A 23,775-nucleotide genomic window follows, 5' to 3' on the forward strand; every position below is an offset into this window, starting at 1 on the left:
ACAATGGATCTTCCACTGCTGGTCGTCAGTCATGCTCTTCCAGGTACCGCAACGCCAGTCGCTCGGTCGCCACCTTGGGCGCGGGCGGCAGGTGCGGTGCCACCAGCATCATGATCTGGTAGACCACCAGTCGAACCTCACCCTCGCGGGCCAGGATCCGCTGGTAGTCCAGGGAGAACAGCAACGTCATGGTGATCTGCTCCACCAGTTGCCCCAGGGCCTGGGTATCGCTGACCAGCAGATCCTGAGCCTTGAGCTGTGCCAGCAGCGAGGCGAGGGTTCGCTTCAGGGCATTGAGCAATTGACGGATGCCCTTGGCCAGCTTCGGCAGGCGTCCGGCCAGGTTCGACAGGTCCTGGAACAGAAACCGGTACTGGGCCAGGCGCTCGACGATCAAGTGCAGGAACAGCCAGTAGTCTTCCGGCGCCAACTGTGCGTCCGCCGGTGGGTCCAGCAGCGGCGCCAGTTCGCTCTGGAAGCGCTCGAACAACCCGAGGATCAGCGGTTCCTTGCCATGGAAATGGTAGTAGAGGTTGCCTGGGCTGATGCCCATTTCGTTGGCAACTTCCATCGTGGATACGTTCGGTTCGCCCTTTTCGTTGAATAACTGCAGGGCACATTCAAGGATGCGGTCGCGGGTTTTCATCCGGTCTTCTTAATGATCGAGTCGTGCCACGGCCAATCGCCTGACCGTGGGGTAGGGCCTTCAGCGCACGCGAACATAAGTGCCGGGGGCGGCGTCCAGAGGCGGATAGTTCGCGTTGCCCAGGGTCATCTGGGTTTCGTGCTGAGCGCCGGAGCGTTCCTGGATCCAGCCCAGCCATTGCGTCCACCAACTCCCTTCGACGTGGGCGGCGTCGTAGTACCAGGCCCGTGGGTCGCTGCTCATTTTTGCGCTTTCGATGTAGTGGGCCTTAGGGTTGCCCGGCGGGTTGAGAATGCTCTGGACATGGCCGCTGTTGGAAAGCACGAAGCGTTTGTCGCCACCGAGCAACAGCGTCGAGCGATAGACAGCGTCCCAGGGCGTGATGTGGTCGTTGATGCCGGCCACGCTGAAGCTGTCCACCGTCACTTTCTGCAGGTCGATGGGCGTGCCGCACACTTCCAGGCCGCCGGGGTGGGTCAGTGGGTTGTGCTTGAAGAAGTCCAACAGATCGCCGTGATAAGCCGCCGGCAGCCGGGTGCAGTCGTTGTTCCAGTAGAGGATGTCGAAAGCTGGCGGCTCTTTGCCCAGCAGGTAGTTGTTGATGAAGTAGGTCCAGATCAGGTCGTTGGGGCGCATCCAGGCGAACACCCGGGCCATGTCGCGACCATCGAGAACGCCCTTCTGGTAGGAGCGGCGCTTGGCGGCCTCGAGGGTCTGCTCGTCGATGAACAGCGTGGCCGGGCTGTCGATCTGGCTGTCCAGCAGGCTCACCAGGTAGGTGGCGCTGGCTACTCGGCGCAACTGGCGCTTGGCTTGCAGGTGGCCTTGCAGGGCGGCGATGGTCATGCCACCGGCACAGGCGCCCATCAGGTTGACCTCACGAGCGCCCGTGATCGCCCGACAGACATTCATGGCCTCTTCCGTGGCCTCGACATAGCTGGACAGGCCCCATTCGCGGTGGCGTACGTCAGGGTTGCGCCAACTGATGATGAACACCTGCAAACCGTTTTTCAGGGCGTACTGGACGAAGCTGTTGGAGGGGCTGAGGTCGAAAATGTAGAACTTGTTGATCTGTGGCGGCACGATCAGCAACGGCTTGGCGTATTGCTTTTCGCTCATGGGCCGGTACTGGATCAGTTCGAGCAATTCGTTGCGAAACACCACCGCGCCGGGTGTGGTCGCCAGGGTCTTGCCGACCTCAAAGGCATGGGGCGTGGTTTGCCGCGGCAAGCCGTCGTTGTGCAGCAGGTCGTCCACCAGGTGGCTGATGCCTCGAACCAGGCTGGCGCCGCCGGAGTTGAACAGCTCCTTGATCGCCAGCGGGTTGAGCAAGGTATTGGACGGCGATACGGCGTCGTTGAGCAGGGCGAAGGCGAAGTGGGCGCGGGCGCGGTCGTCCTGGCCCATGTCGCTTTCGTCAATCCAGCTCTTGACCTGTTTTTGCCAGCTCAGGTAGGCCTGCAGGCTGCGGCGATAGAACGGATTGAGCTGCCAGGTGGGGTCGGCGAAGCGCGGGTCGTTGGGGTTGGTGGGGTGCAGGGTTTCGCCCAGCAACACACGGCCCAATTGACCGCCCAGTTTCAACGCATGCCGGGCACTGTGCACCGGGTTGCGCAAACCGTGTGCGGCCACACTGCGCAAGGTGGACAGCAGGTCCCTGCCACGCAGGCCGGTGACCGCACTTTGTGCATTGATGAAGCTGGCAGGGGCGGGCATGGAACCCTTCGCCGGTTTGTCGCGCATGAGTCAACTCCTTCGTCATCAGGCTAAAAACAAACACACCGAACCAGACAACATAGTCGCTGATTCGGGTCGCAGCGCGATCCGGCGTCCTGCCAGGCGCTAATGGGCGGTTTCAGCCGCCGCCCAGCGGCGAGGGATGCGGATGCATCACGGCACGCTGACGTTCTTCCTCCAGGAACTTCATGATGATCGGCGCTACCGCCTCGGCCCGGGTGATCAGGAACAGATGGCCGTCATCGATGATGTGCAATTGGGCGTTGGGAATGCGCCAGGCCAGCATGCGCATGTTGATCAGGGGAATCAGCGGGTCGTCATCGCCGGCCAGCACCAGCGTGGGCTGATGGATCTTGTGCAGCCAATGGATGCTGGTCCAGCCGAGGCCGGCGAACAGTTGCCAGTAATAACCCAGCTTGCCCGCCGAACGAACCTTGGCCGCGTGGCTGGCCGCCAGGCTCGGGTCCCGGCGGAACGAACCGCCATAGATCAGCGGTGCGATACGCATCACATGGGAAGGCTGAACGTAGCGCCGGGGGCTGGCCATCATCCACAGCACCTTCGGTTTGCCCGGCACCATCACCGCCCCGGCAGCCGTGGCCGCCAGCACCAGCTTCTTGCAGCGCTCCGGGTAGTCGTAGGCAAACTGCTGGGCCAGGGCGCCCCCCCACGACACGCCGATCACGTTGACCTGCCCATAATCGAGGTAATCGAGCATCCGCGCGGTGAGTTTGGCCAGGCCCGGAAAGCGATACGGCCGGTTGGGTGTCGATGAACCGCCGACGCCGGGCACGTCAAAGGCGATGACCTCCAGGTCCGGGTCCAAGGCCTGGATGAACGGGAACACCAGCTCGAGGTTGGCGCCGATGCCGTTGAAAATCAGCAAGGGCGTCAAGTGAGGCTTGCCGGGACGTACCGCGGTGCGCAAGGTCTGGCCATCCAGATCGACGGTACGAAAGATGTACGGTTGCGGCATGCTTCAAGCCCTATCAGGTGAATCGCTGTCGTTCATATGCCCCGTCCCTGTGGGAGCGAGCTTGCTCGCGATGAGGGCATCACAGCCAGCATCGCTGTTGCCTGATACACCGTCATCGCGAGCAAGCTCGCTCTCACAGGGGGTTATCAGCGTGTCGGCTGGCGGGATGTATTCGTGAGCAAGCCCACCCCGCAGCAGACGAGTTGCATCCCTTAACGCTCATGCACATAGGTGCCGGGCGCCGCTTCACCGGCCGGGTAGGCCTTGTTGCCCAGCACGGTGGGGGCTTTTTTCAGTTTGCCCGAGCGTTCGGCCTGCCAGGCTTGCCAGTGCAGCCACCAGGAGTCGGTGTGCTTGGTTGAATTCTCCTGCCAGTCTTCGGCCTTGGCCGGCATGTCATCACTGGTCATGTAGCGCGACTTGGGGTTGCCTGGCGGGTTGAGGATGCTCTGGATATGGCCGCTGCTCGACAGCACGAACTCCACCTTGCCGCCAAACAACTGCGCCGACTTATAGCAGGACTTCCACGGCGTGATGTGGTCGTTGGTGCCGGCCAGGGAGAAGATGTCGGCGGTGACCTGCTTGAGATCGATGGGCGTGCCGCACACTTCCAGTGCGTTGGGGCGGATCAGTGGATTGTTCTTGAACATTTCGATGAGGTCGCCGTGGAACGCCGCCGGCAACCGTGTGGTGTCGTTGTTCCAGAACAGGATGTCGAACACGGGCGGTTCGTTGCCCAACAGGTAGTTGTTGACCCAGTAGTTCCAGATCAGGTCGTTGGGGCGCATCCAGGCGAAGACCTTGGCCATGTCGCGGCCTTCGAGTACGCCGGCCTGGTAGGAGTGGCGCTTGGCCGCTTCCAGGGTCTGTTCGTCGACGAACAGCGCCACGTCGGTGTCCAGGGTGGTGTCGAGCACGCTCACCAGCAAGGTCAGGGCATTGACCTTTTTCTCGCCGAGGGCGGCGTAATGGCCCAGCAGCGCGGTGCAGGTGATGCCGCCCGAGCAGGCGCCGAGCATGTTCACGTCCTTGCTGCCGGTGATGGCCGTGACCACGTCCACCGCTTCCTTGAGCGCCTCGATATAGGTCGACAGGCCCCACTCGCGCTGCTCCTTGGTGGGGTTGCGCCAGCTGACGATGAAGGTCTGCACGTTGCTGCGCAGGCAGAAGCGCGCCAGGCTCTTGTCCGGGCTCAGGTCGAACACGTAGAACTTGTTGATCTGTGGCGGCACCACCAGCAGCGGTCGCTCGTGGACCTGCTCGGTGATGGGCCGGTACTGGATCAACTCCAGCACGTCGTTGCGAAACACCACGGCGCCTTCAGTCACGCCCAGGCTCTTGCCGACCTCGAACGCGCCCATGTTCACCTGGCTCGGCATCCCGCCGTTGTGCACCAGGTCCTTGGCCAGGTGGGACAGGCCGTCCAAAAGGCTCTTGCCGCCGGTTTCGAAGAAGCGCTTGACCGCCGCCGGGTTGGCCGCCGAATTGGTCGGGGCCATGGCTTCGGTCATCAGGTTGATCACGAAATGCCCGCGGCTGATGTCCGCGGGCGAGAGGCTGCTGTCGTCGATCCAGGCGTGCAGCTCCTTGCGCCACGCCAGGTAGGTTTGCAGGTAACGTTTGTAGAGCGGGTTCTGGCTCCACGCCGGGTCGGCGAAGCGACGGTCGTCGCCGGCCGGTTGCAACTCGGATTTGCCGAACAGGACATTTTTGAGTTCGACGCCGAAATGGGCGACATGCTTGACGCTGTGCAGCGGTTGCTTGATGGCCTGGGTCAGCACCATGCGGGCAGAGGCCAGCAGGTCTTTCCTGCGCAAGCCGACGACGGGATTCAACCCCAGGGTATTTTCCGAGGCCTGGTACTTCAGGTCATCGTTGTTCTTGTTGCTCATCTACGACGCTCCATTGTCCTTCAGACGAGTACCCGGTTGGTGCCATGAAGCCACACAGCCGATACCAGGTACGCTGCTCGGGTGACCATTAATTCCGCATCGAGGGCCAATGAGGAAACGTGTGCCAGGAACTCGCCGGTTCCTTTGCAGGGAACTTGCCAGCTTCATTGGTTACCCGAGTTTAATTTTTTTCGCAAGCAGGCCAGTCATTGACGTTGCTGCGCGGGCATTCAAGCAGATGAGTCTAGAAAAATCGCCCTAAAGCGCCAGCCCTTGAGCTAGAGCATCAGCTTGACGACGGACGCGTTCGGATCGCGGGTTTTTCCGGCGGCCTTGAGTTCGCCAAGATAATCGTTCCACAAGTCTTGCTGGCGCACCGCCAACTGGTAGAGATAGTCCCAGGTGAACAATCCGCTGTCGTGGCCATCGTCGAAGGTCAGTTTCAGTGCGTACTGGCCGGCCGGTTCGACCTTGGTCAGTGCAACGTTGAGCTTGCCGTATTGCAGGATGGGTTTGCCATGGCCCTGGACCTCGGCGGAAGGCGAGTGCACCCGCAGGAACTCGGCGGGCAGGTGGTACTCCTCGTCCGGCGCGTATTTGAGCGTCAGGGTCTTGGAGGCTTTGTGCAGGTTGATGGCGGTGGGGAGCTTGGTCATGGCCTGTGATCCGTCTCGGAAGGATGCCTTGATCTGCAACAACGACACGGTCAATGTGGGAGCGAGCTTGCTCGCGATAGCGGTTTGACAGTCAACACGTCGGTTGAATGGTACGCCGCCATCGCGAGCAAGCTCGCTCCCACAGGTCCGGAGAAACCTGTCGGTGGGTTACAGGATATACCGCGACAGGTCTTCGTTCTGCGCCAATTCACCCAGGTGGCTGTTGACGTACTCGGCGTCGATGAGGATCGGCGCTTCGTTGTGGGCGCTGGCCAGGTCGCCGGCGCTGAACGACACTTCCTCGAGCAAGCGCTCGAGCAGCGTGTGCAGGCGACGGGCACCGATGTTCTCGGTCTTCTCGTTGACCTGCCAGGCGATCTGGGCCAGGCGCTTGATGCCTTCTGGCGTGAACTCGATGCTCAGGCCTTCGGTCTTGAGCAGCGCGCAGTACTGTTCGGTCAGGGACGCATGGGGCTCGCTCAGGATGCGTTCGAAGTCTTCCGGCGTCAGCGCCTTGAGCTCGACACGGATCGGCAGGCGACCCTGCAGTTCCGGCACCAGGTCGCTCGGTTTGCTCAGGTGGAACGCACCGGAAGCGATGAACAGGATGTGGTCGGTCTTGACCATGCCCAGCTTGGTGTTGACCGTGCAGCCTTCGATCAGCGGCAGCAGGTCGCGTTGTACACCTTCGCGGGACACATCGGCGCCGCCGACATTGCCGCGCTTGGCGACCTTGTCGATTTCGTCGATGAACACGATGCCATGCTGCTCGACCGCTTCCAGGGCCTTGGCCTTCAATTCTTCTTCGTTGACCAGGCGGCCGGCTTCTTCGTCGCGCACCAGCTTCAACGCTTCCTTGACCTTGAGCTTGCGGCTTTTCTTCTTGCCCTTGCCCATGTTGGCAAACAGGCTCTGCAACTGGTTGGTCATTTCTTCCATGCCCGGCGGCGCGGAAATGTCCACGCCGGCCATCTCGGCCACTTCGATCTCAATTTCCTTGTCGTCCAACTGGCCTTCGCGCAGGCGCTTGCGGAACAGCTGGCGGGTGTTGGTGTCCTGGGTCGCGGCGGCGTCGGCGTTGAAGCCCATGCGCGCCGGCGGCAGCAGGGCGTCGAGGATGCGCTCTTCGGCGGCGTCTTCGGCGCGGTGGCGGACCTTGGTGATTTCCTGTTCGCGCAGCAGCTTGATCGCGGCATCGGCCAGGTCACGGATGATCGACTCGACGTCGCGGCCGACATAGCCGACTTCGGTGAACTTGGTGGCTTCGACCTTGATGAACGGCGCGTTGGCGAGCTTGGCCAGGCGCCGGGCGATTTCGGTCTTGCCGACACCGGTCGGGCCGATCATCAGGATGTTCTTGGGGGTCACTTCGACGCGCAGCTCTTCGGGCAGCTGCATCCGGCGCCAGCGATTACGCAGGGCGATGGCGACGGCGCGCTTGGCATCGTCCTGGCCGATGATATGGCGGTTGAGTTCGTGGACGATTTCGCGGGGAGTCATGGACATAATAATTGGCGGTCCTCAAGCAAGAATGAGCCGGTGCACGGGTGGCAGGCTTATTCGGCGAGGTCCTGCTCCTCAATGGTCTGGGTGTGGTTGGTGAAGACACAGATGTCGCCGGCGATGCCCAAGGCAGTCTCGACGATCTCACGGGCCGACAGGTCGGTTTTTTTCAGCAGGGCGCTGGCCGCGGCCTGGGCGTAGGCACCGCCGGAACCCATGGCGATCAAGCCATCTTCGGGCTCAACGACGTCGCCGTTGCCGGTGATGATCAGCGAGGCGTCCTTGTTGGCGACCGCGAGCATGGCTTCGAGGCGGCTCAGGGAGCGGTCGGTCCGCCATTCCTTGGCCAGTTCCACGGCGGCGCGGACCAGGTGGCCCTGGTGTTTTTCAAGCTGGCCTTCGAATCGTTCGAACAGAGTGAAAGCGTCGGCGGTGGCGCCGGCGAACCCGGCGATGACCTCGCCGTGATACAGGCGGCGGACTTTTTTCGCGTTGCCTTTCATCACGGTGTTGCCCAGTGAAACCTGGCCGTCGCCGCCCATGACGACTTTGCCATGACGGCGGACTGAAACGATGGTGGTCAAGGGAGAGTCTCCACGCAGCGGGGCGAAAATGCCCGGATGGAACTCATATGGGGGTGGCGTGGGGTTTTTCAACTGTGGGGGCGCAGAGGGGATGAGCGGTGCGCTGTGATTGTTCCGCGATCCTGTGGCGAGGGGATTTATCCCCGCTGGGGCGCGCAGCGGCCCTAAAAACCTGCCGCCTCGGTGTGTCAGGGCCGAATACATCAAGCTTTCTTGGGGCTGCTTCGCAGCCCAGCGGGGATAAATCCCCTCACCACAAGGGTTGGTGTCGCCTGGTTCAGCGGCTCTGGCGTTGTTGTAACAGCAGGTTGCTGAAACCACTGCCCGCCAATTGTTTCTGGGCCTTGGTCAGTTCCTCGCGGTTGCTGAACGGGCCGACCAGTACCCGGTACCAGGTTTCGTCCTTCACCGTCCCGGATTCCACGGACACGGACTGGCCCAGCAGAATGATCTGCGCGCGGACCTTGTCGGCGTCGGCTTCCTTGCGGAACGAACCGGCCTGCAGGAAGAACTTCGTCACCGGCGCGGCTTTCTGCACCGGAGGGGCCGGTGGCGGTGTGATGCCGGCCAGGGCCGCCTGGGCGCGAGCGGTGTCGATCTTCGCCGCTTCGGCCGGGGTTACCGGCGTGGTGGGCACTTGCGGCGTCGGCAGGGTTTTCTCCGGTACGGCATCGGGTGGCACGATGACTTCCGATTCCGGCAGCAACGTGTAGAAGTCGTACTTCGGCTTCACCGGTTGTGTCGGGCTCGGCGGGGTCTTGTTGGCCTCGGCGATGCGCGTGGCTTTCTGCTGCTCTTGCCGGACGCGCTTGACGTCATCGCCCTGGCCCGGCTCCAGCTTCATCAAGAACACAATGAACGCGCCGACGGTCAGGCCGATGGCCATCCACAACCAACCTGGAATCGGTTTTTTGGCTGGAGGCTGGTAACGACTGGCGCCGCGCTTGGGTGCAGGTTTTTTCTTGGCGGCCAACTTACATGCGCTCCAGGGTTTCCAGGCCCAGCAGTTCCAGGCCTTGCTTGAGCGTGCGCCCGGTCAGCGCGGCGAGGCGCAGGCGGCTCTGCATTTGCTCCGGGGTTTGCGCATTGAGGATCGGGCAGTTCTCGTAGAAGCTGGAGAACAGGCCGGCAACATCGTACAGGTAGGCGCACAGGGTGTGTGGCGTGCCCTTGTCGGCGACGTTGTTCAGGACCTCGCCGAACTGCGCCAGCTTCGCCGCCAGCTCCTGTTCCTGAGGGGCCTGGAGCACAATCTGGCCGTCCACTTCGTTAAAGCCCTTGCCGAGCTTGCGGAACACCCCCGCCACGCGGGTGTAGGCGTACAGCAGGTATGGCGCGGTGTTGCCTTCGAAGTTGAGCATCAGGTCGAAGTTGAAGCTGTAGTCGCTGGTGCGGTGCTTGGACAGGTCGGCGTATTTCACCGCGTCGATGCCCACCACCTTGGCGATCTTGCGCAATTCGTCCTCGGCCAGGTCCGGGTTCTTGCCCTTGACCAGGGTGTAGGCGCGGTCCTGGGCTTCGGTCAGCAGGTCGATCAGCTTCACCGTGCCGCCATCGCGGGTCTTGAACGGGCGGCCGTCGGCACCGTTCATGGTGCCGAAGCCCATGTGCTCCATTTCCATCGGACGGGTCACGAAGCCGGCCAGGCGCGCCACTTCGAACACTTGCTGGAAATGCAGGGCCTGGCGCTGGTCGACGAAATACAGCACTCGATCAGCCTTGAGCACGCTGTTGCGGTAGCGCACGGCCGCCAGGTCGGTGGTGGCATAGAGGTAGCCGCCGTCGGCCTTGACGATGATCACCGGCAGCGGCTCGCCGTCGGCGGTCTTGAACTGGTCGAGGAACACGCACTGGGCGCCGTTGCTTTCCACCAGCATGCCCTTGGCCCTGAGGTCGTTGACCACGTTGGCCAGGTCGTCGTTGTAGGCGCTTTCGCCCATCACGTCGGCCATGGTCAATTTGACGTTCAGCAGTTCGTAGATTTTCTGGCAGTGGGACAGGGAGATGTCCTTGAACTTGCTCCACAGCGCCAGGCACTCGGCATCGCCGGCCTGCAGCTTGACCACCAGGCCACGGGCACGGTCGGCGAACTCGGGCGACTCGTCGAAGCGTTGCTTGGCGGCGCGGTAGAAGTTCTCCAGGTCCGAAAGCTCATCGCTGGTGATCGGGTTTTCCTGCAGATAGGCCATCAGCATGCCGAACTGGGTGCCCCAGTCGCCGACGTGGTTCTGGCGGATCACGGTGTCGCCAAGAAACTCCAGGACCCGGGCCACGCCGTCGCCGATGATGGTCGAGCGCAGGTGGCCGACGTGCATTTCCTTGGCGAGGTTGGGGGCCGAGAGGTCGACCACGGTGCGCTGCAACGGGCCGGCCTTGCGCACGCCAATGCGTTCGTCGGCCAGGGCCGCATCCAGGCGCGAAGCCAGGGCCTGGGTGTTCTGGAAGAAATTGATGAACCCGGGGCCGGCGATGTCAGCCTTGCTGACGTTTTCGTCGGCCGGCAGCGCGGCGATGATTTTCTCCGCCAGGTCGCGAGGTTTCATGCCGGCCGGCTTGGCGAGCATCATCGCGATGTTGCTGGCGAAGTCGCCGTGGGTCTTGTCGCGGGTGTTCTCGACCTGAATCGCCGGCGACAGGCCTTCTGGCAGCACACCTTCAGCGACGAGTTGGGCGATGGCTTGCTGGATGAGCTGGCGAATGGTGTCTTTCATGGTCTTCTCTTTCAACCGCAGGCGCGGCGGCGCTTCGATGCGCTGGTGGAAAAACTGGGCATTATCCGTGGCCCGGACGAGCTTGCCAACTGTAGCGGGTCGGTTGGGGATGTGTGGTGACTATTCTTGCTGGCCTGGATGCACGCGATCCCCTGTGGGAGCGAGCTTGCTCGCGATAGCGGTGGGCCAGTGACGGTGATGTCGGCTATGCCGTCGCAATCGCGAGCAAGCTCGCTCCCACAGGGGCAGGCCTGCGGTCCATTCAATACAAATCCACCGGATCCACATCCAGCGACCAGCGCACCGCCCGTCCGCTGGGCATCTGTTCCAGCGCCAGCAGCCAGGCACTCAGCAGGCGATGCAGCGGTGCCCGGGCGTTGGCCTGCAATAAAAGCTGCGCGCGATAGCGCCCGGCCCGCCGCTCCATCGGCGCTGGCACCGGCCCCAGGAGTTCGATGCCGGTGAGGCTCTGCTCTGCCAGCAAACGCTCCGCCTCGCTACAGGCCTCATCGAGGAAGCCTTCGGCCTGCCCCGGCTTGTGGGCTTCGGCTCGCAACAGCGCCAGGTGGGAAAAGGGCGGCAGGCCGGCGCTGCGGCGTTCGCTCAAGGCCTGTTCGGCGAAGGCGAAATAACCCTGCTCGGTCAGTTGGATCAACAGCGGGTGATCGGCCAGGTGCGTCTGGATAATCACTTTGCCCGGCTCCTCGGCCCGTCCGGCCCGGCCGGCGACCTGGACGATCAACTGCGCCATGCGCTCGCTGGCGCGGAAGTCTCCGGAGAACAGCCCCCCATCGGCATCGAGGATCGACACCAGCGTGACCCGCGGGAAGTGATGCCCCTTGGCGAGCATCTGCGTGCCCACCAATATGCACGGCTGGCCCTTCTGGATCGTCGCGAACAGCTGGTTCATCGCGTCCTTGCGCGAGGTGCTGTCACGATCCACCCGCAAGACCGGGTAGTCCGGAAACAGGATACCCAGCCGTTCCTCGGCGCGCTCGGTGCCGGCGCCGACCGGGCGCAAGTCCACTTTGCCGCACTGCGGGCAATGCCTTGGCACGCGTTCGACATGGCCGCAATGGTGGCAACGCAGCTCGCCATGGCGTTGATGCACGGTCATCCGCGCGTCGCAGCGTTCGCAGCCAGACATCCAGCCGCAGTCGTGGCACAGCAGGGTTGGAGCAAAGCCGCGGCGATTGAGGAACACCAGGACCTGTTGCCCGGCGGCCAGGGTCTGGCCGATGGCTTGCTGCATCGGCCCGGAAATACCGCTGTCCAGTGGACGACTTTTCACGTCCAGGCGCAGGAACCGCGGTTGCTTGGCGCCGCCGGCCCGTTCGTTGAGGCGCAGCAGGCCGTAGCGGCCGGTATAGGCGTTGTGCAGGCTTTCCAGTGAGGGCGTGGCCGAGCCGAGGACGATCGGGATATTTTCCTGCCGGGCGCGCACCAGCGCCAGGTCGCGGGCGTGATAGCGCAGGCCTTCCTGCTGTTTATAAGAGCCGTCGTGTTCTTCGTCGATGATGATCAGGCCGGGGTTTTTCATCGGCGTGAACAGGGCCGAGCGGGTGCCGATGATGATATCGGCCTCGCCGTCGCGGGCGGCGAGCCAGGCTTCCAGGCGTTCGCGGTCGTTGACTGCCGAGTGCACCAGGGCGATCCGCGCATTGAAGCGTTGCTCGAAACGCGCCAGGGTCTGGGGCCCGAGGTTGATTTCCGGAATCAGCACCAGGGCCTGCTTGCCGGCCTCCAGGGTCTGGCGGATCAGTTGCAGGTAGACCTCGGTCTTGCCGCTGCCGGTGACACCCGCCAGCAGAAAGGCGTGATAACTGTCGAAACCTGCGCGAATCGCTTCGCAAGCGGCGCGCTGTTCGGCGTTGAGCGGCAGTTCCGGCTGGGCCAGCCAATGTTCGTGGCGGGCGCCGGGGGCGTGCCGGCGGATCTCCACCTGGACCAGGTCCTTGGCCAGCAACAGGTCGAGGCTGTCCTTGCTGAGCATCAGTTTGCTCAGCAGTTGGTGGGCCACGCCATGGGGGTGTTGGGCGAGGGTCGCCAAGGCCTCGCGCTGGCGTGGCGCGCGGGCGATGCGCGGATCGTCCAGCGAGGCTCCAGGGGCCACCGACCAGAACCGCTCCTGGCGCGCCTCGGCCAGCTCACCCTGGCGCAGCAGCACCGGCAGCGCCCAGCTCAGGGTGTCGCCGAGGCTGTGCTGGTAATACTGGGACGTCCAAAGGCATAACTTGAACAGCGAGGCGGGCAGCGGCGGCGTGGCATCGAGCAGGGCCAGGGCTGGTTTGAGCTTGTCGACCGGGACCTCGCTGTGATCGGTGACCTCCACCAGGATGCCGATCATTTCCCGCCGGCCGAACGGCACCCGCAGGCGCATGCCCGGCTGCAACTGGGCGCGCAGGACCCCGGCGGGGGCGCGGTAGTCGAACAGGCGGCGCAGGGGGGACGGCAGGGCGAGGCGCAGGATGGCGTTGGGCACGCGGGGAATCTCGGTAAGCGGACAAGTTCGCAAGGCTGAGCGCGATTCAATGTGGGAGCGAGCTTGCTCGCGAAAGCGGCGGCACAGCCAACATCACCGTAACTGACCCATCGCTGTCGCGAGCAAGCCCGCTCCCACAGGGATTGTGCTTGAGGGCGCGAGCCTAGCAGACGGTTGGTATAAGCGACAGCTTGCGCGAATGACGATGTCTGGTAGAATCCGCGGCCTAATTACGTGCGGTATTCAACAATAGTGTTGGGTGGCGGCACGCTAGCCTGAGGAAAACAGCATGAAAACCGATATCCATCCGGAATACCCAGAAATTGCCGTAACCTGCAGCTGCGGCAACAAGTTCGAAACGCGTTCGACCTACGGCAAAGCCCTGGCGATCGACGTTTGCAACGAGTGCCACCCGTTCTACACCGGTAAGCAAAAGACTCTGGATACCGGCGGCCGCGTTCAGAAGTTCGCCGATCGTTTCGGTGCTTTCGGCAAAGTTGCTCCAAAAGCCTGAGGCTGATCATTTTGGATGGTCGTCTCGACTGCTCCAGATTGATGAAGAAGGCGTCCCTTGCGGGCGCCTTTTTTGTGTCTGCGATTTGGCTCGGCGGTGCCCAGGGGGCCTGTCCTTCGCCGGGCAGCCTGCCCCAGGTGGCGGTGCAGCGTGTGGTGGACGGCGATACCTTGTACCTGGAGGATGGTCGCCGCATTCGCATGATCGGTCTCAACAGCCCTGAGCTGGGCAAGCGCGGCCGCGCCGACGAACCCTTCGCCGTGGCGGCGCGCCAGCGACTCGAAGCCCTGGTGGCCGCCAATGATGGCCGGGTGGGCGTATTGCCTGGCAAGGACGACCGCGATGATTACGGTCGTACCCTGGCCCACGTCTACAACGCCCGGGGCGAGAACCTCGAGGAGCGGTTGATTGCCGAGGGGCTGGGGTTTCTGGTGGCGGTCGCGCCGAACGTCGACCTGGTCAGTTGCCAGCAAGTGGCTGAGCGTCATGCGCGGCAAGCCGGGGCAGGCCTCTGGAAGAAATCCCCTGTCGTCCGGGCGGAACAGATCGATACCTCAGGTTTCGTGCTGATGAGCGGACGGGTAGAAAGCGTGCGGCGCAATCGTGGTGGCATCTGGATTGAATTGCAGGGGCCGGTTGTCCTGCACATTGCGCCGGGTTTGCAGAGGCGCTTCGACGCCTCGGCCCTGGAGCGACTCAAGGGTCGGAAAATCGAGGCCCGGGGCTGGGTCGTCGACCGCTCCCGGCGTGGCGGGAACAAGGCTGGCCAAGCGCGATGGATGCTGCCGCTGACCGATCCGACTATGTTGGACGCGGTCCTGTAGGAAAATAATTGTAGACATTATTAGGCTAGATTGTATGCACGTAGCCCTTATATTTCGCGGCTCTTGGTCCAAAGTCGTAGAGTAGGGCGCTTGACAGCAGTGACTGGTCAGTCTTGTAGGGACTTTGCGAGGCGCGTATCCTCGGCGGTCCGTCTGTCCAACACAGTAAAAAGCGGAATGCCCACATGTCTGATCTGAAAACTGCCGCTCTCGAATATCACGCGCATCCTCGTCCAGGAAAGCTGAGTGTCGAGCTCACCAAGGCCACCGCTACTGCTCGCGACTTGTCGCTGGCCTACAGCCCCGGCGTAGCCGAACCAGTCCGCGAAATCGCTCGCGACCCTGAACTGGCCTACAAATACACCGGTAAAGGCAACCTGGTTGCAGTCATTTCCGATGGCACCGCGATTCTCGGCCTGGGTAACCTCGGCCCATTGGCTTCCAAACCGGTCATGGAAGGCAAGGGCGTACTGTTCAAGCGCTTCGCCGGTATCGACGTATTCGACATCGAAGTCGACTCCGAGAGCCCGCAAGCCTTCATCGACACCGTCAAGCGCATCTCTATCACCTTCGGTGGCATCAACCTGGAAGACATCAAGGCCCCTGAGTGCTTCGAGATCGAGCGCGCCCTGATCGAACAGTGCGACATTCCGGTATTCCATGATGACCAGCATGGCACCGCCATCGTCACCGCGGCCGGCATGATCAACGCCCTGGAAATCGCCGGCAAGACCCTGCCGGAAGCCAAGATCGTCTGCCTGGGTGCCGGCGCTGCGGCCATCTCCTGCATGAAGTTGCTGGTGAGCATGGGCGCCAAGATCGAAAACATCTTCATGGTCGACCGTACCGGCGTGATCCACTCCGGCCGTGACGACCTGAACCAGTACAAGGCCGTCTTCGCCCACGCGACCGACAAGCGCTCTCTGGCGGACGCACTGGACGGTGCCGACGTGTTCGTCGGTCTGTCGGGTCCGAACCTGCTGAGCCCGGAAAACCTGCTGCGCATGGCGCCGAACCCGATCGTGTTCGCCTGCTCGAATCCGGACCCGGAAATCTCCCCGGAACTGGCTCACGCGACTCGCAGCGACGTGATCATGGCCACCGGCCGTTCGGACTACCCGAACCAGGTCAATAACGTACTGGGTTTCCCGTTCATCTTCCGTGGTGCCCTGGACGTTCGCGCCAAGCGCATCAACGAAGAGATGAAAGTCGCGGCCGCCAACGCCCTGCGCGAACTGGCCAAGCTGCCGGTGCCTCAGGAAGTGTGCGACGCCTACGGCGGCATCAAGCTGGAATTCGGTCGTGAGTACATCATCCCGAAACCAATGGACGCCCGCCTGATCACCCTGATCTCCGACGCCGTGGCCAAGGCCGCCATCGAGACGGGCGTGGCCACCCTGCCGTACCCGAAGAACTACCCGCTCAAGAGCGTGGATGACGTGTTCAACGGCTAAGCCGTTGTAGCGCTTCAACAAAAAGCCCCGGCTCTTGCGAGTCGGGGCTTTTTGTTGGCCGCCGCTTTTGTATGAACGCCACAAACCCCTGTGGGAGCGAGCTTGCTCGCGATGACGGTCTGGCATTCAACATCGATGCAAGCTGATCCGACGCTATCGCGAGCAAGCTCGCTCCCACAGGCAGTGGTGTCATTGAGAACAAAAGCCCCGCACTTCTTTCGAAGGCGGGGCTTCTTAATGAGGCCGGTCAGAACAGATCGATCGGCGCCGCTTCGTCTGCCGGCAATGGGCTGCCTGGCACGACGCCATTGCCCAGTTCGTTGACCGACGGTGGCGTGTCTTCGCTCTTGAACAGTTCGAAGTATGCACCCGGGGTGCCCGGCGTGGCCGCGCGGCCGCTGACCGGGTCGACCCGCAGGCTGAGAATGCCTTCCGGTTCCGGCTGGGTGTGCGGCGGCTTGTCCTTGAGGGCGGCACCCATGTAGGTCATCCAGATCGGCAGCGCCACGGTGCCGCCGAACTCACGGCGACCCAGGCTTTCGGGCTGGTCGAAACCGGTCCAGACCGTGGTGACGTAATCGGCGTTGTAGCCGGAGAACCAGGCGTCCTTGGATTCGTTGGTGGTACCGGTCTTGCCCGCCAGGTCGGTGCGGCCCAGGGCCAGGGCGCGACGGCCGGTGCCAAGCTTTATCACGTCCTGCAGCATGCTATTGAGAATGAAGGTGGTACGGCCATCGACAATGCGTTCCGCGACGGCGGGTGCTTGCGGCAGGCCTGGGGCCGTGGTGGCTTCGCCTGGCGTCGCATTGACCGTGAAAGTATCGGTGGACGGTGCGGCGACGCCATCGCTGGCCTGCTCGCCCGTGGGGACCCGTGGTGGGTTGGCCACGAACAATGTCTCGCCGTTGCGGCTTTCGATCTTGTCGATGATGTACGGGGTGATCTTGTAGCCGCCATTGGCGAACGTGCTCCAGCCCGTGGCGATTTCCATCGGCGTCAGGGTCGCGGTGCCCAGCGCCAGGGACAGGTTGCGCGGCAGGTCCTGCTTGTTGAAGCCGAACTTGCTGATGTAGTCGATGGTGCGATCCACGCCCAGTGCCTGCAACAGGCGGATCGATACCAGGTTGCGGGATTTGTACAGCGCCTCGCGCAGGCGAATCGGACCGAGGAACGTATTGGTGTCGTTCTTCGGCCGCCAGACCTTGTCCAGGTACTCATCGACGAACACGATCGGCGCATCGTTCACCAGGCTGGCGGCGGTGTAGCCGTTATCCAGGGCGGCGCTGTAGACGAACGGCTTGAAGCTCGAGCCCGGCTGGCGCTTGGCCTGAAGTGCACGGTTGTAATTGCTTTGCTCGAAGGCGAAGCCACCCACCAGCGAACGGATTGCGCCGTTCTGCGGGTCGAGGGACACCAGGGCGCCCTGGGCGGCCGGGATCTGGCTGAACTTGAGCGTGTTGTCCGCCTGGCGCTGGACGCGGATCAGGTCACCGACCTGGGCAACGTCCGACGGTTGCCGTGGGTTGGCGCCCATGCTGTTGGTATTGAGGAACGGACGGGCCCACTTCATGGTGTCCCAGGCAACGTGCTCTTCCTGCTCGCCGTTGCGGGTCAACACCTTGATGCCGTCCTTGTCCACCGAGGTGACGATCGCCGGCTCCAGGCTGCTGATGGTGCGTTGCTTGGTCAACTCCAGGGCCCAGGCTTCCTTGGTCTTGCCCGGCAGGCGCGATTCAGGGCCACGGTAGCCGTGGCGCTGGTCGTAGGTCATCAGGCCCTCGTGCAGCGCGGTGTTGGCCATTTCCTGCAGGTTGCTCGGCACCGTGGTGGTCACGCGGAAACCTTCGGTGTAGGCGTCGCTGCCATAACGCCCGACCATCTCGGCACGGGCCATCTCGGCGATATACGGGGCGTTCACTTCCGGGGTCGGCACGTGATAGCTGGCGTTCAGCGGCTCATTGATCGCGGCGGTGTAGTCGGCCTCGCTGATCTTGCCGAGCTTGTACATGCGCCCCAGGATCCAGTCGCGACGCTCCTTGCTGCGCGCCGGGTTGGCGAGCGGGTTGAAGCGCGACGGTGCCTTGGGCAGGCCGGCGATCATCGCCATCTGCGCCAGGCTCACGTCGCGGATCGACTTGCCGTAATACACCTGTGCTGCCGCCTCGATGCCGTAGGCGCGGTTGCCCAGGTAAATCTTGTTCACGTACAGCTCAAGGATTTCATCCTTGGTCAGCTGCCGCTCGATCTGCAGGGCCAGGAGGATCTCGGTGGTCTTGCGCGAGAAGCTGCGCTCGCTGGTCAGGAAGAAGTTCTTGGCCACTTGCATGGTGATGGTGCTGCCGCCGGACTGGATGTGTCCGCTCTTGACCAACTGGCTGGCGGCGCGCATCAGGCTGCCGGGATCGACGCCATAGTGGTTGGCGAAGTTGTCGTCTTCAGCACTTAGTAACGCATTGATGAAATTGGGGGGAATGTCGGCGAAACGGATCGGTGTGCGGCGCATTTCGCCAAATTCGGCGATCAGCTTGTTATCGCTGCTGTACACCCGCAAAGGAATCTGCAACTGAATACTTCTCAGCGCCTCCACGGACGGCAATCCCGGACTAAGGTAAAGAAAGGCACCGCTCAGGCCCAAGAGCAGTCCGCAGAAAACGGCGACGATGGACCATCCGAAAAATTTCAGCAGACGAATCAAGGCTTTTGGATATCCAGGCAAAGAATGAAAAAGGCGCCAGGTGCAGGGAAGGACCCGTGCTTGCAACAAAGCGAAAAAAACGCTGGGCATTATAAGCATTTTTTTTCGTCGGGAATGCCATCCGGACGTCCGTCGGACGGCTGTGATTGAACGCAATGCATATTAGAGAGTCCGTAACTCACGGATAGTCATAGGGAATTGGTAGTGCTACGACTCTTCAATAAAAAAGCCCATGCGCTTCTGGGGATCGACATCAGTTCGACGTCGGTGAAGCTGCTCGAGTTGAGTCGCCAGGGCGAGCGATACCGCGTCGAGTCCTACGCGGTCGAACCGTTGCCGGCCAACGCCGTGATCGAGAAGAACATCGCCGAGCTCGAAGGGGTGGGCCAGGCGTTGTCACGGCTGTTGGCCAAGGCCAAGACACCCTTGCGCAGCGTGGCGGTGGCCGTGGCGGGTTCGGCGGTGATCACCAAGATCATCGAGATGGACGCGGGGCTGTCCGACGACGACATGGAGAACCAGCTCAAGATCGAAGCCGATCAGTACATTCCCTATCCGCTGGATGAGGTGGCCATTGATTTCGAGGTAGTGGGCGTTTCGCCGCGCAGCGCCGAGCGTGTCGAAGTGCTGCTGGCGGCCTGTCGCAAGGAAAACGTCGAGGTTCGCGAGGCCGCGTTGGCGCTCGCCGGGTTGACAGCACGGGTGGTCGATGTGGAGGCTTATGCGCTGGAGCGAGCGTTTGGCCTGCTCGCCATGCAATTGGCAGCGTCCCAGGAACGGCTGACGGTGGCGGTCATCGACATTGGCGCCACCATGACCACCCTCAGCGTGTTGCACAATGGGCGCATCATCTATACCCGCGAACAGTTGTTCGGCGGCCGCCAGTTGACCGAGGAGATCCAGCGCCGTTACGGCCTGACACCTGAGCAGGCCGGCCTGGCAAAGAAGCAGGGTGGGTTGCCGGACGATTATCTCGGCGAAGTGCTGCAACCTTTTCGTGAGGCCCTGGTGCAGCAGGTCTCGCGGTCTCTGCAATTCTTCTTCGCCTCGGGCCAGTACAGCGCAGTGGACCACATTCTGCTGGCCGGGGGCACGGCTTCGGTCGCTGGCCTGGATCGGCTGATCGAGCAGCGCCTGGGCACGCCGACCCAGGTGGCCAACCCGTTTACCAACATGGCCCTGAGCAGCAAGGTCAATGCCGGAGCCCTGGCCAGTGATGCACCGGCACTGATGATTGCCTGTGGGCTGGCCCTCAGGAGTTTCGACTGATGGCGCGGATCAACCTGCTTCCCTGGCGCGAAGAGCTGCGCGAAGAGCGGCGCAAGCGCTTTCTGCTGGCCTTGGTAGCGGCGCTGGTCGGGGCGGTCGGCGTGGTCCTGGTCGCCGTCCGCTACTTCGACAGCGCCATCGACTACCAGGTCGCTCGCAATAGCCACCTCTCCGAGCAGATCGCCGTGCTGGACGAGCGCATCGAGCAGATCAGCGAATTGAAAGCCCGTCGCCAGCAATTGCTGGAGCGCATGCGCATCATCCAGGACTTGCAAGGGAATCGACCGGTCAGCGGGCGGATCTTCGACCAGTTGGTGAGGACTTTGCCCGACGGGGTGTATTTCACCGAAGTGAAGATGGAGGACCGGACGCTTTTCATCAAGGGGGCCGCGGAGTCGAACAACCGGGTCTCGGACCTGATGCGCAACCTGGACTCGTCGGACCTGTTCGATGCGCCCAGTCTGACGGAGGTCAAGGCCACCACCGCCGGTCAGCTCGACCAGGCCAACGTTTTCCAGCTGACGGTTCGCCAGACCCGCCCGGCCGAAGTGGAGGACGCTCAATGAAACCTGGGGAGTGGTTCGACGCGCTGCGCAAGATCGACATCAGTGACCTGGACACCAACAACATCGGTTCCTGGCCGGCACCCATCAAATGGCTGTCCGGCATCCTGCTGGTGGCCCTGGTGCTGGGGCTGGGCTATAACTTTGCCTTGAGCGACCTGGAAAACCAGTTGCAGCAGGTGCGCGAGGAAGAGAATACCCTCAAGGCACAATTCGCGGGCAAGGCCCACATGGCCGCGAACCTGGAGCGCTACACCGAGCAGATGAAGCAGATGGAAACGTCTTTCGGTGTACTGTTGCGGCAATTACCCAGTGACACCGAGGTGCCGGGCCTGCTGGAAGACATTACCCGCACCGGCCTGGGCAGTGGCCTGGAGTTCGAGGAAATCAAGCTGCTGCCGGAAGTCACCCAACCGTTCTATATCGAGCTGCCGATCCAGATTACCGTGACCGGCGACTACCACGACCTGGCGACATTCGTCAGTGGAGTGGCCGGACTGCCCCGGATCGTCACGCTGCACGATTTCGAAATCGCCCCGATGGAGCCCGAGGCAGGCACGAAGCTGCGCATGAGCATCCAGGCCAAGACCTACCGCTACAACGAGCAGGAGGCGCAGCCATGAGGCCGCTGGTGTGTCGCCTCTGCCTGCTGGCAGGCCTGGTCGCGCTGGCGGGGTGCAACAACGACAACGGTTTCAGCGACCTGGACGCTTACATGAACGAGGTGCGCCTGCGTCCGCCCGGCAAGATCGAGCCGACGCCGACGTTCAGGCCCTACGAGACCTTTACCTACAGCGCCGCGAACCTGCGCAGCCCGTTTTCCCGGCAGGTCCGCGTAGACCAGGCCGACCGGCAGCGCGGCTCTCACAACGTCCGACCCGACCCCAACCGGGTCAAGCAGTACTTGGAAGGCTTCAACATCGAGCAGTTTGAAATGGTCGGTACGATCTCCAACGCCGGTGGCTCCTTCGCGCTCCTGCGGGGCGCGGGCGGGGTGCATCGGCTCAAGGTCGGTGACTATCTGGGGCGCAATGACGGGCGCATCTTCGCCATCAGCGCCACCCAGGTCGATGTGATCGAAATCGTTCCCGATGGCGAGGGTGCCTGGCTGGAACGACCTCGGACCATTCCTTTGAAAGAGCACTCAATAGTGGAACCCCAACAATGAACAGGTTTTTGTCAGCCTTCGGTATTTCGCTATGGATAGCGCTGTTGTCGCCGATGGTTCACGCGGCCAGTCTGAAGACGCTGGATGTCGCGGCGTTGCCGGGCGACCGCGTCGAGTTGAAGCTCACCTTCGACGGGCCGCCGCCGACCCCCCGGGGCTACACCACCGAACAACCGGCCCGGATTGCCCTGGACCTGCCAGGCGTGACCAATCAACTGGCCAGCAAGCGCCGCGACTTGGGCGGGGGCAATGCGCGCAGCGCCACCGTGGTCGAGGCAGGCGATCGCACCCGTTTGATCATCGGCCTGACCCAGCTGGCGCCGTACGACACCCGGGTCGAAGGCAACAGCCTGTTCGTGGTGGTTGGCAAGGGCGCCGCTGTGAAGAACACGGCTGCGAAGAGTAATGTTCCTAGGAGCGCCGCCCAGGCCCCGCGCCCGGCGCTGGCCAGCGCTGCGCCTGCGAGGGCCAGTGCGCCAGTGGGCAAGGCGATTCGTGGGGTGGATTTCCAGCGGGGGACCCAGGGCGAAGGCAACGTGGTGATCGACTTGTCCGATCCGTCCATCGCCCCGGACATCCAGGAGCGCGAAGGCAAGATCATTCTCAATTTCGCCAGGACCCAACTGCCCGAGCCACTGCGGGTGCGCCTGGACGTCAAGGACTTCGCCACCCCGGTGCAATTCGTCAATGCCAGCGCCGGCAGCGACCGGGCGACCATCAGCATCGAGCCCAGCGGGACCTTCGACTACTCGACCTACCAGACCGACAACAAGCTCACCGTCAGCGTCCGGCCCATGACCGTCGACGACCTGCAAAAACGCAATGCCGACCGCGCGGCCTACAGCGGCGAGAAGCTCTCGCTCAATTTCCAGGACATCGAAGTACGTTCGGTCCTGCAACTGATTGCCGATTTCACCAACCTGAACCTGGTGGCCAGCGACACGGTGCAGGGCGGCATCACCCTGCGGTTGCAGAATGTGCCTTGGGACCAGGCGCTGGATCTGGTGCTCAAGACCAAGGGCCTGGACAAGCGCAAGGTCGGTAACGTACTGCTGGTGGCCCCGGCCGATGAAATCGCGGCGCGTGAACGTCAGGAACTGGAGTCGCAGAAGCAGATCGCCGACCTGGCGCCGCTGCGGCGTGAGCTGCTGCAGGTCAACTATGCGAAGGCGGCGGACATCGCCAAGCTGTTCCAGTCGGTAACCAGTGCCGAGGCTAAAGCCGACGAGCGCGGCACGATCACGGTGGATGAGCGAACCAACAACATCATTGCCTACCAGACCCAGGACCGGCTCGACGAACTGCGCCGGATCGTGGCGCAGTTGGACATCCCGGTGCGCCAGGTAATGATCGAGGCGCGGATTGTCGAGGCCAACGTCGACTACGACAAAAGCCTGGGCGTGCGCTGGGGAGGGTCGATCCAGAACAAGGGCAACTGGAACTCCTCGGGGGTGACCACTGGCACCTCCACCACCATCGGCACGCCGGGCAGTACCGGCACCAACCAGCCGTTCGTCGACCTGGGTGCCTCGGGCAATACGTCGGGAATCGGCATTGCGTTCATCACCGACAACGTCTTGCTGGACCTCGAGCTGACGGCCATGGAAAAAACCGGCAACGGCGAAATCGTCTCCCAGCCCAAGGTGGTGACGTCCGACAAGGAGACGGCAAAGATCCTCAAGGGTACGGAAATCCCCTATCAGGAAGCCAGCTCCAGCGGTGCCACCTCAGTGTCGTTCAAGGAGGCCTCGCTGTCGCTGGAGGTGACCCCGCAAATCACCCCGGACAACCGCATCATCATGGAGGTCAAGGTCACCAAGGATGAGCCGGACTACCTGAACAAGGTGCAGGAAGTGCCGCCGATCAAGAAAAACGAAGTCAACGCCAAGGTCCTGGTCAATGATGGCGAGACCATTGTGATTGGCGGAGTTTTCTCAAATACTCAGAGCAAGGTCGTAGATAAGGTGCCATTTCTTGGCGATGTGCCGTATCTTGGCCGCCTTTTCCGGCGTGATGTGGTTTCGGAGAAAAAATCCGAGCTGCTGGTGTTCCTCACTCCGCGTATCATGAATAACCAGGCGATTGCTGTGAGTCGTTGATT

19 protein-coding genes are annotated in these 23,775 nt (G+C 62.6%); 8 read left to right on the forward strand and 11 right to left on the reverse strand.

Features of this window, described 5'->3' with window-relative positions; genetic code table 11:
- Positions 1-25: 25 nt before the first annotated feature.
- From AB7M32_RS06640 to AB7M32_RS06685, 10 genes are all read right to left on the reverse strand, one after another.
- Positions 26-646: a TetR/AcrR family transcriptional regulator gene (locus tag AB7M32_RS06640; protein ID WP_454249442.1), complete on the reverse strand. Its 621-nt coding sequence runs from the start codon at positions 644-646 to the stop codon at positions 26-28.
- 60 nt (positions 647-706) lie between these two features.
- Complete coding sequence (phaC, locus tag AB7M32_RS06645; RefSeq protein WP_454249443.1) at positions 707-2,389, reverse strand: class II poly(R)-hydroxyalkanoic acid synthase; 1,683 nt, start codon at positions 2,387-2,389, stop codon at positions 707-709.
- 112 nt (positions 2,390-2,501) lie between these two features.
- A complete protein-coding gene (gene phaZ / locus AB7M32_RS06650) occupies positions 2,502-3,359 on the reverse strand; it encodes a poly(3-hydroxyalkanoate) depolymerase (RefSeq protein WP_003186648.1) in 858 nt (285 codons plus the stop codon).
- A 212-nt stretch (positions 3,360-3,571) separates the two neighbouring features.
- Complete coding sequence (phaC, locus tag AB7M32_RS06655) at positions 3,572-5,251, reverse strand: class II poly(R)-hydroxyalkanoic acid synthase (RefSeq protein WP_072407362.1); 1,680 nt, start codon at positions 5,249-5,251, stop codon at positions 3,572-3,574.
- Between the two features lie 278 nt (positions 5,252-5,529).
- The gene (locus AB7M32_RS06660; protein ID WP_060739567.1) at positions 5,530-5,907 is read right to left on the reverse strand and encodes a gamma-butyrobetaine hydroxylase-like domain-containing protein; all 378 of its coding nucleotides are present in this window, start codon (positions 5,905-5,907) and stop codon (positions 5,530-5,532) included.
- Positions 5,908-6,075: 168 nt separating this feature from the next.
- Positions 6,076-7,413, reverse strand: coding sequence for an ATP-dependent protease ATPase subunit HslU (hslU, locus tag AB7M32_RS06665; RefSeq protein WP_072407360.1), 1,338 nt, complete (start codon positions 7,411-7,413; stop codon positions 6,076-6,078).
- A 50-nt stretch (positions 7,414-7,463) separates the two neighbouring features.
- Positions 7,464-7,994, reverse strand: a complete 531-nt coding sequence (hslV, locus tag AB7M32_RS06670) for an ATP-dependent protease subunit HslV (protein ID WP_003196958.1) — start codon at positions 7,992-7,994, stop codon at positions 7,464-7,466.
- Between the two features lie 277 nt (positions 7,995-8,271).
- Positions 8,272-8,967, reverse strand: coding sequence for an SPOR domain-containing protein (locus AB7M32_RS06675; RefSeq protein ID WP_003196959.1), 696 nt, complete (start codon positions 8,965-8,967; stop codon positions 8,272-8,274).
- Position 8,968: 1 nt separating this feature from the next.
- Positions 8,969-10,705 (reverse strand): arginine--tRNA ligase, encoded by a 1,737-nt coding sequence (argS, locus tag AB7M32_RS06680; protein ID WP_454249444.1) that lies wholly within the window; start codon positions 10,703-10,705, stop codon positions 8,969-8,971.
- Positions 10,706-10,967: 262 nt separating this feature from the next.
- Entirely contained in the window at positions 10,968-13,187 is a 2,220-nt protein-coding gene (locus tag AB7M32_RS06685; RefSeq protein ID WP_454249445.1) for a primosomal protein N', read from the reverse strand.
- 289 nt (positions 13,188-13,476) lie between these two features.
- Between AB7M32_RS06685 and rpmE the strand changes: the two genes are divergently transcribed.
- From rpmE to AB7M32_RS06700, 3 genes are all read left to right on the forward strand, one after another.
- Positions 13,477-13,701, forward strand: coding sequence for a 50S ribosomal protein L31 (gene rpmE / locus AB7M32_RS06690; RefSeq protein WP_122565297.1), 225 nt, complete (start codon positions 13,477-13,479; stop codon positions 13,699-13,701).
- Positions 13,702-13,742: 41 nt separating this feature from the next.
- Positions 13,743-14,525, forward strand: a complete 783-nt coding sequence (locus AB7M32_RS06695) for a thermonuclease family protein (RefSeq protein ID WP_454249446.1) — start codon at positions 13,743-13,745, stop codon at positions 14,523-14,525.
- Between the two features lie 185 nt (positions 14,526-14,710).
- Positions 14,711-15,979, forward strand: coding sequence for a malic enzyme-like NAD(P)-binding protein (locus tag AB7M32_RS06700; RefSeq protein WP_072407352.1), 1,269 nt, complete (start codon positions 14,711-14,713; stop codon positions 15,977-15,979).
- Positions 15,980-16,226: 247 nt separating this feature from the next.
- Here the strand turns inward: AB7M32_RS06700 and AB7M32_RS06705 are convergent, their stop codons facing one another.
- Complete coding sequence (locus AB7M32_RS06705) at positions 16,227-18,671, reverse strand: penicillin-binding protein 1A (RefSeq protein ID WP_454252104.1); 2,445 nt, start codon at positions 18,669-18,671, stop codon at positions 16,227-16,229.
- Positions 18,672-18,878: 207 nt separating this feature from the next.
- On the opposite strand from AB7M32_RS06705, the gene AB7M32_RS06710 reads away from it, so the two are divergent.
- From AB7M32_RS06710 to pilQ, 5 genes are read left to right on the forward strand one after another with little or no spacing between them, the layout of a single operon-like run.
- Positions 18,879-19,943, forward strand: a complete 1,065-nt coding sequence (locus tag AB7M32_RS06710; protein WP_454249447.1) for a pilus assembly protein PilM — start codon at positions 18,879-18,881, stop codon at positions 19,941-19,943.
- On the forward strand, positions 19,943-20,509 hold the full coding sequence (locus AB7M32_RS06715; RefSeq protein ID WP_454249448.1) for a PilN domain-containing protein: 567 nt from the start codon (positions 19,943-19,945) through the stop codon (positions 20,507-20,509). Before AB7M32_RS06710 ends, AB7M32_RS06715 begins: the two co-directional genes overlap by 1 nt.
- Complete coding sequence (gene pilO / locus AB7M32_RS06720) at positions 20,506-21,129, forward strand: type 4a pilus biogenesis protein PilO (RefSeq protein WP_072407344.1); 624 nt, start codon at positions 20,506-20,508, stop codon at positions 21,127-21,129. Before AB7M32_RS06715 ends, pilO begins: the two co-directional genes overlap by 4 nt.
- Positions 21,126-21,674, forward strand: a complete 549-nt coding sequence (locus tag AB7M32_RS06725; protein ID WP_454249449.1) for a pilus assembly protein PilP — start codon at positions 21,126-21,128, stop codon at positions 21,672-21,674. Before pilO ends, AB7M32_RS06725 begins: the two co-directional genes overlap by 4 nt.
- The gene (gene pilQ / locus AB7M32_RS06730) at positions 21,671-23,773 is read left to right on the forward strand and encodes a type IV pilus secretin PilQ (RefSeq protein WP_454249450.1); all 2,103 of its coding nucleotides are present in this window, start codon (positions 21,671-21,673) and stop codon (positions 23,771-23,773) included. The genes AB7M32_RS06725 and pilQ overlap by 4 nt, the downstream gene beginning before the upstream one ends.
- Positions 23,774-23,775: the final 2 nt, after the last annotated feature.

The organism is Pseudomonas sp. R151218B TE3479 (assembly GCF_053629195.1).

Excerpts from the sequence above, each read along its gene's own strand:
- AB7M32_RS06660 (WP_060739567.1), bottom strand. The coding sequence starts at position 5,907 with ATGACCAAGCTCCCCACCGCCATCAACCTGCACAAAGCCTCCAAGACC.
- rpmE (WP_122565297.1), top strand. The coding sequence starts at position 13,477 with ATGAAAACCGATATCCATCCGGAATACCCAGAAATTGCCGTAACCTGC.
- hslU (WP_072407360.1), bottom strand. The coding sequence starts at position 7,413 with ATGTCCATGACTCCCCGCGAAATCGTCCACGAACTCAACCGCCATATC.
- AB7M32_RS06700 (WP_072407352.1), top strand. The coding sequence starts at position 14,711 with ATGTCTGATCTGAAAACTGCCGCTCTCGAATATCACGCGCATCCTCGT.
- AB7M32_RS06695 (WP_454249446.1), top strand. The coding sequence starts at position 13,743 with ATGAAGAAGGCGTCCCTTGCGGGCGCCTTTTTTGTGTCTGCGATTTGG.
- pilO (WP_072407344.1), top strand. The coding sequence starts at position 20,506 with ATGAAACCTGGGGAGTGGTTCGACGCGCTGCGCAAGATCGACATCAGT.
- pilQ (WP_454249450.1), top strand. The coding sequence starts at position 21,671 with ATGAACAGGTTTTTGTCAGCCTTCGGTATTTCGCTATGGATAGCGCTG.
- phaC (WP_072407362.1), bottom strand. The coding sequence starts at position 5,251 with ATGAGCAACAAGAACAACGATGACCTGAAGTACCAGGCCTCGGAAAAT.
- argS (WP_454249444.1), bottom strand. The coding sequence starts at position 10,705 with ATGAAAGACACCATTCGCCAGCTCATCCAGCAAGCCATCGCCCAACTC.
- AB7M32_RS06640 (WP_454249442.1), bottom strand. The coding sequence starts at position 646 with ATGAAAACCCGCGACCGCATCCTTGAATGTGCCCTGCAGTTATTCAAC.
- phaC (WP_454249443.1), bottom strand. The coding sequence starts at position 2,389 with ATGCGCGACAAACCGGCGAAGGGTTCCATGCCCGCCCCTGCCAGCTTC.
- AB7M32_RS06715 (WP_454249448.1), top strand. The coding sequence starts at position 19,943 with ATGGCGCGGATCAACCTGCTTCCCTGGCGCGAAGAGCTGCGCGAAGAG.
- AB7M32_RS06725 (WP_454249449.1), top strand. The coding sequence starts at position 21,126 with ATGAGGCCGCTGGTGTGTCGCCTCTGCCTGCTGGCAGGCCTGGTCGCG.
- phaZ (WP_003186648.1), bottom strand. The coding sequence starts at position 3,359 with ATGCCGCAACCGTACATCTTTCGTACCGTCGATCTGGATGGCCAGACC.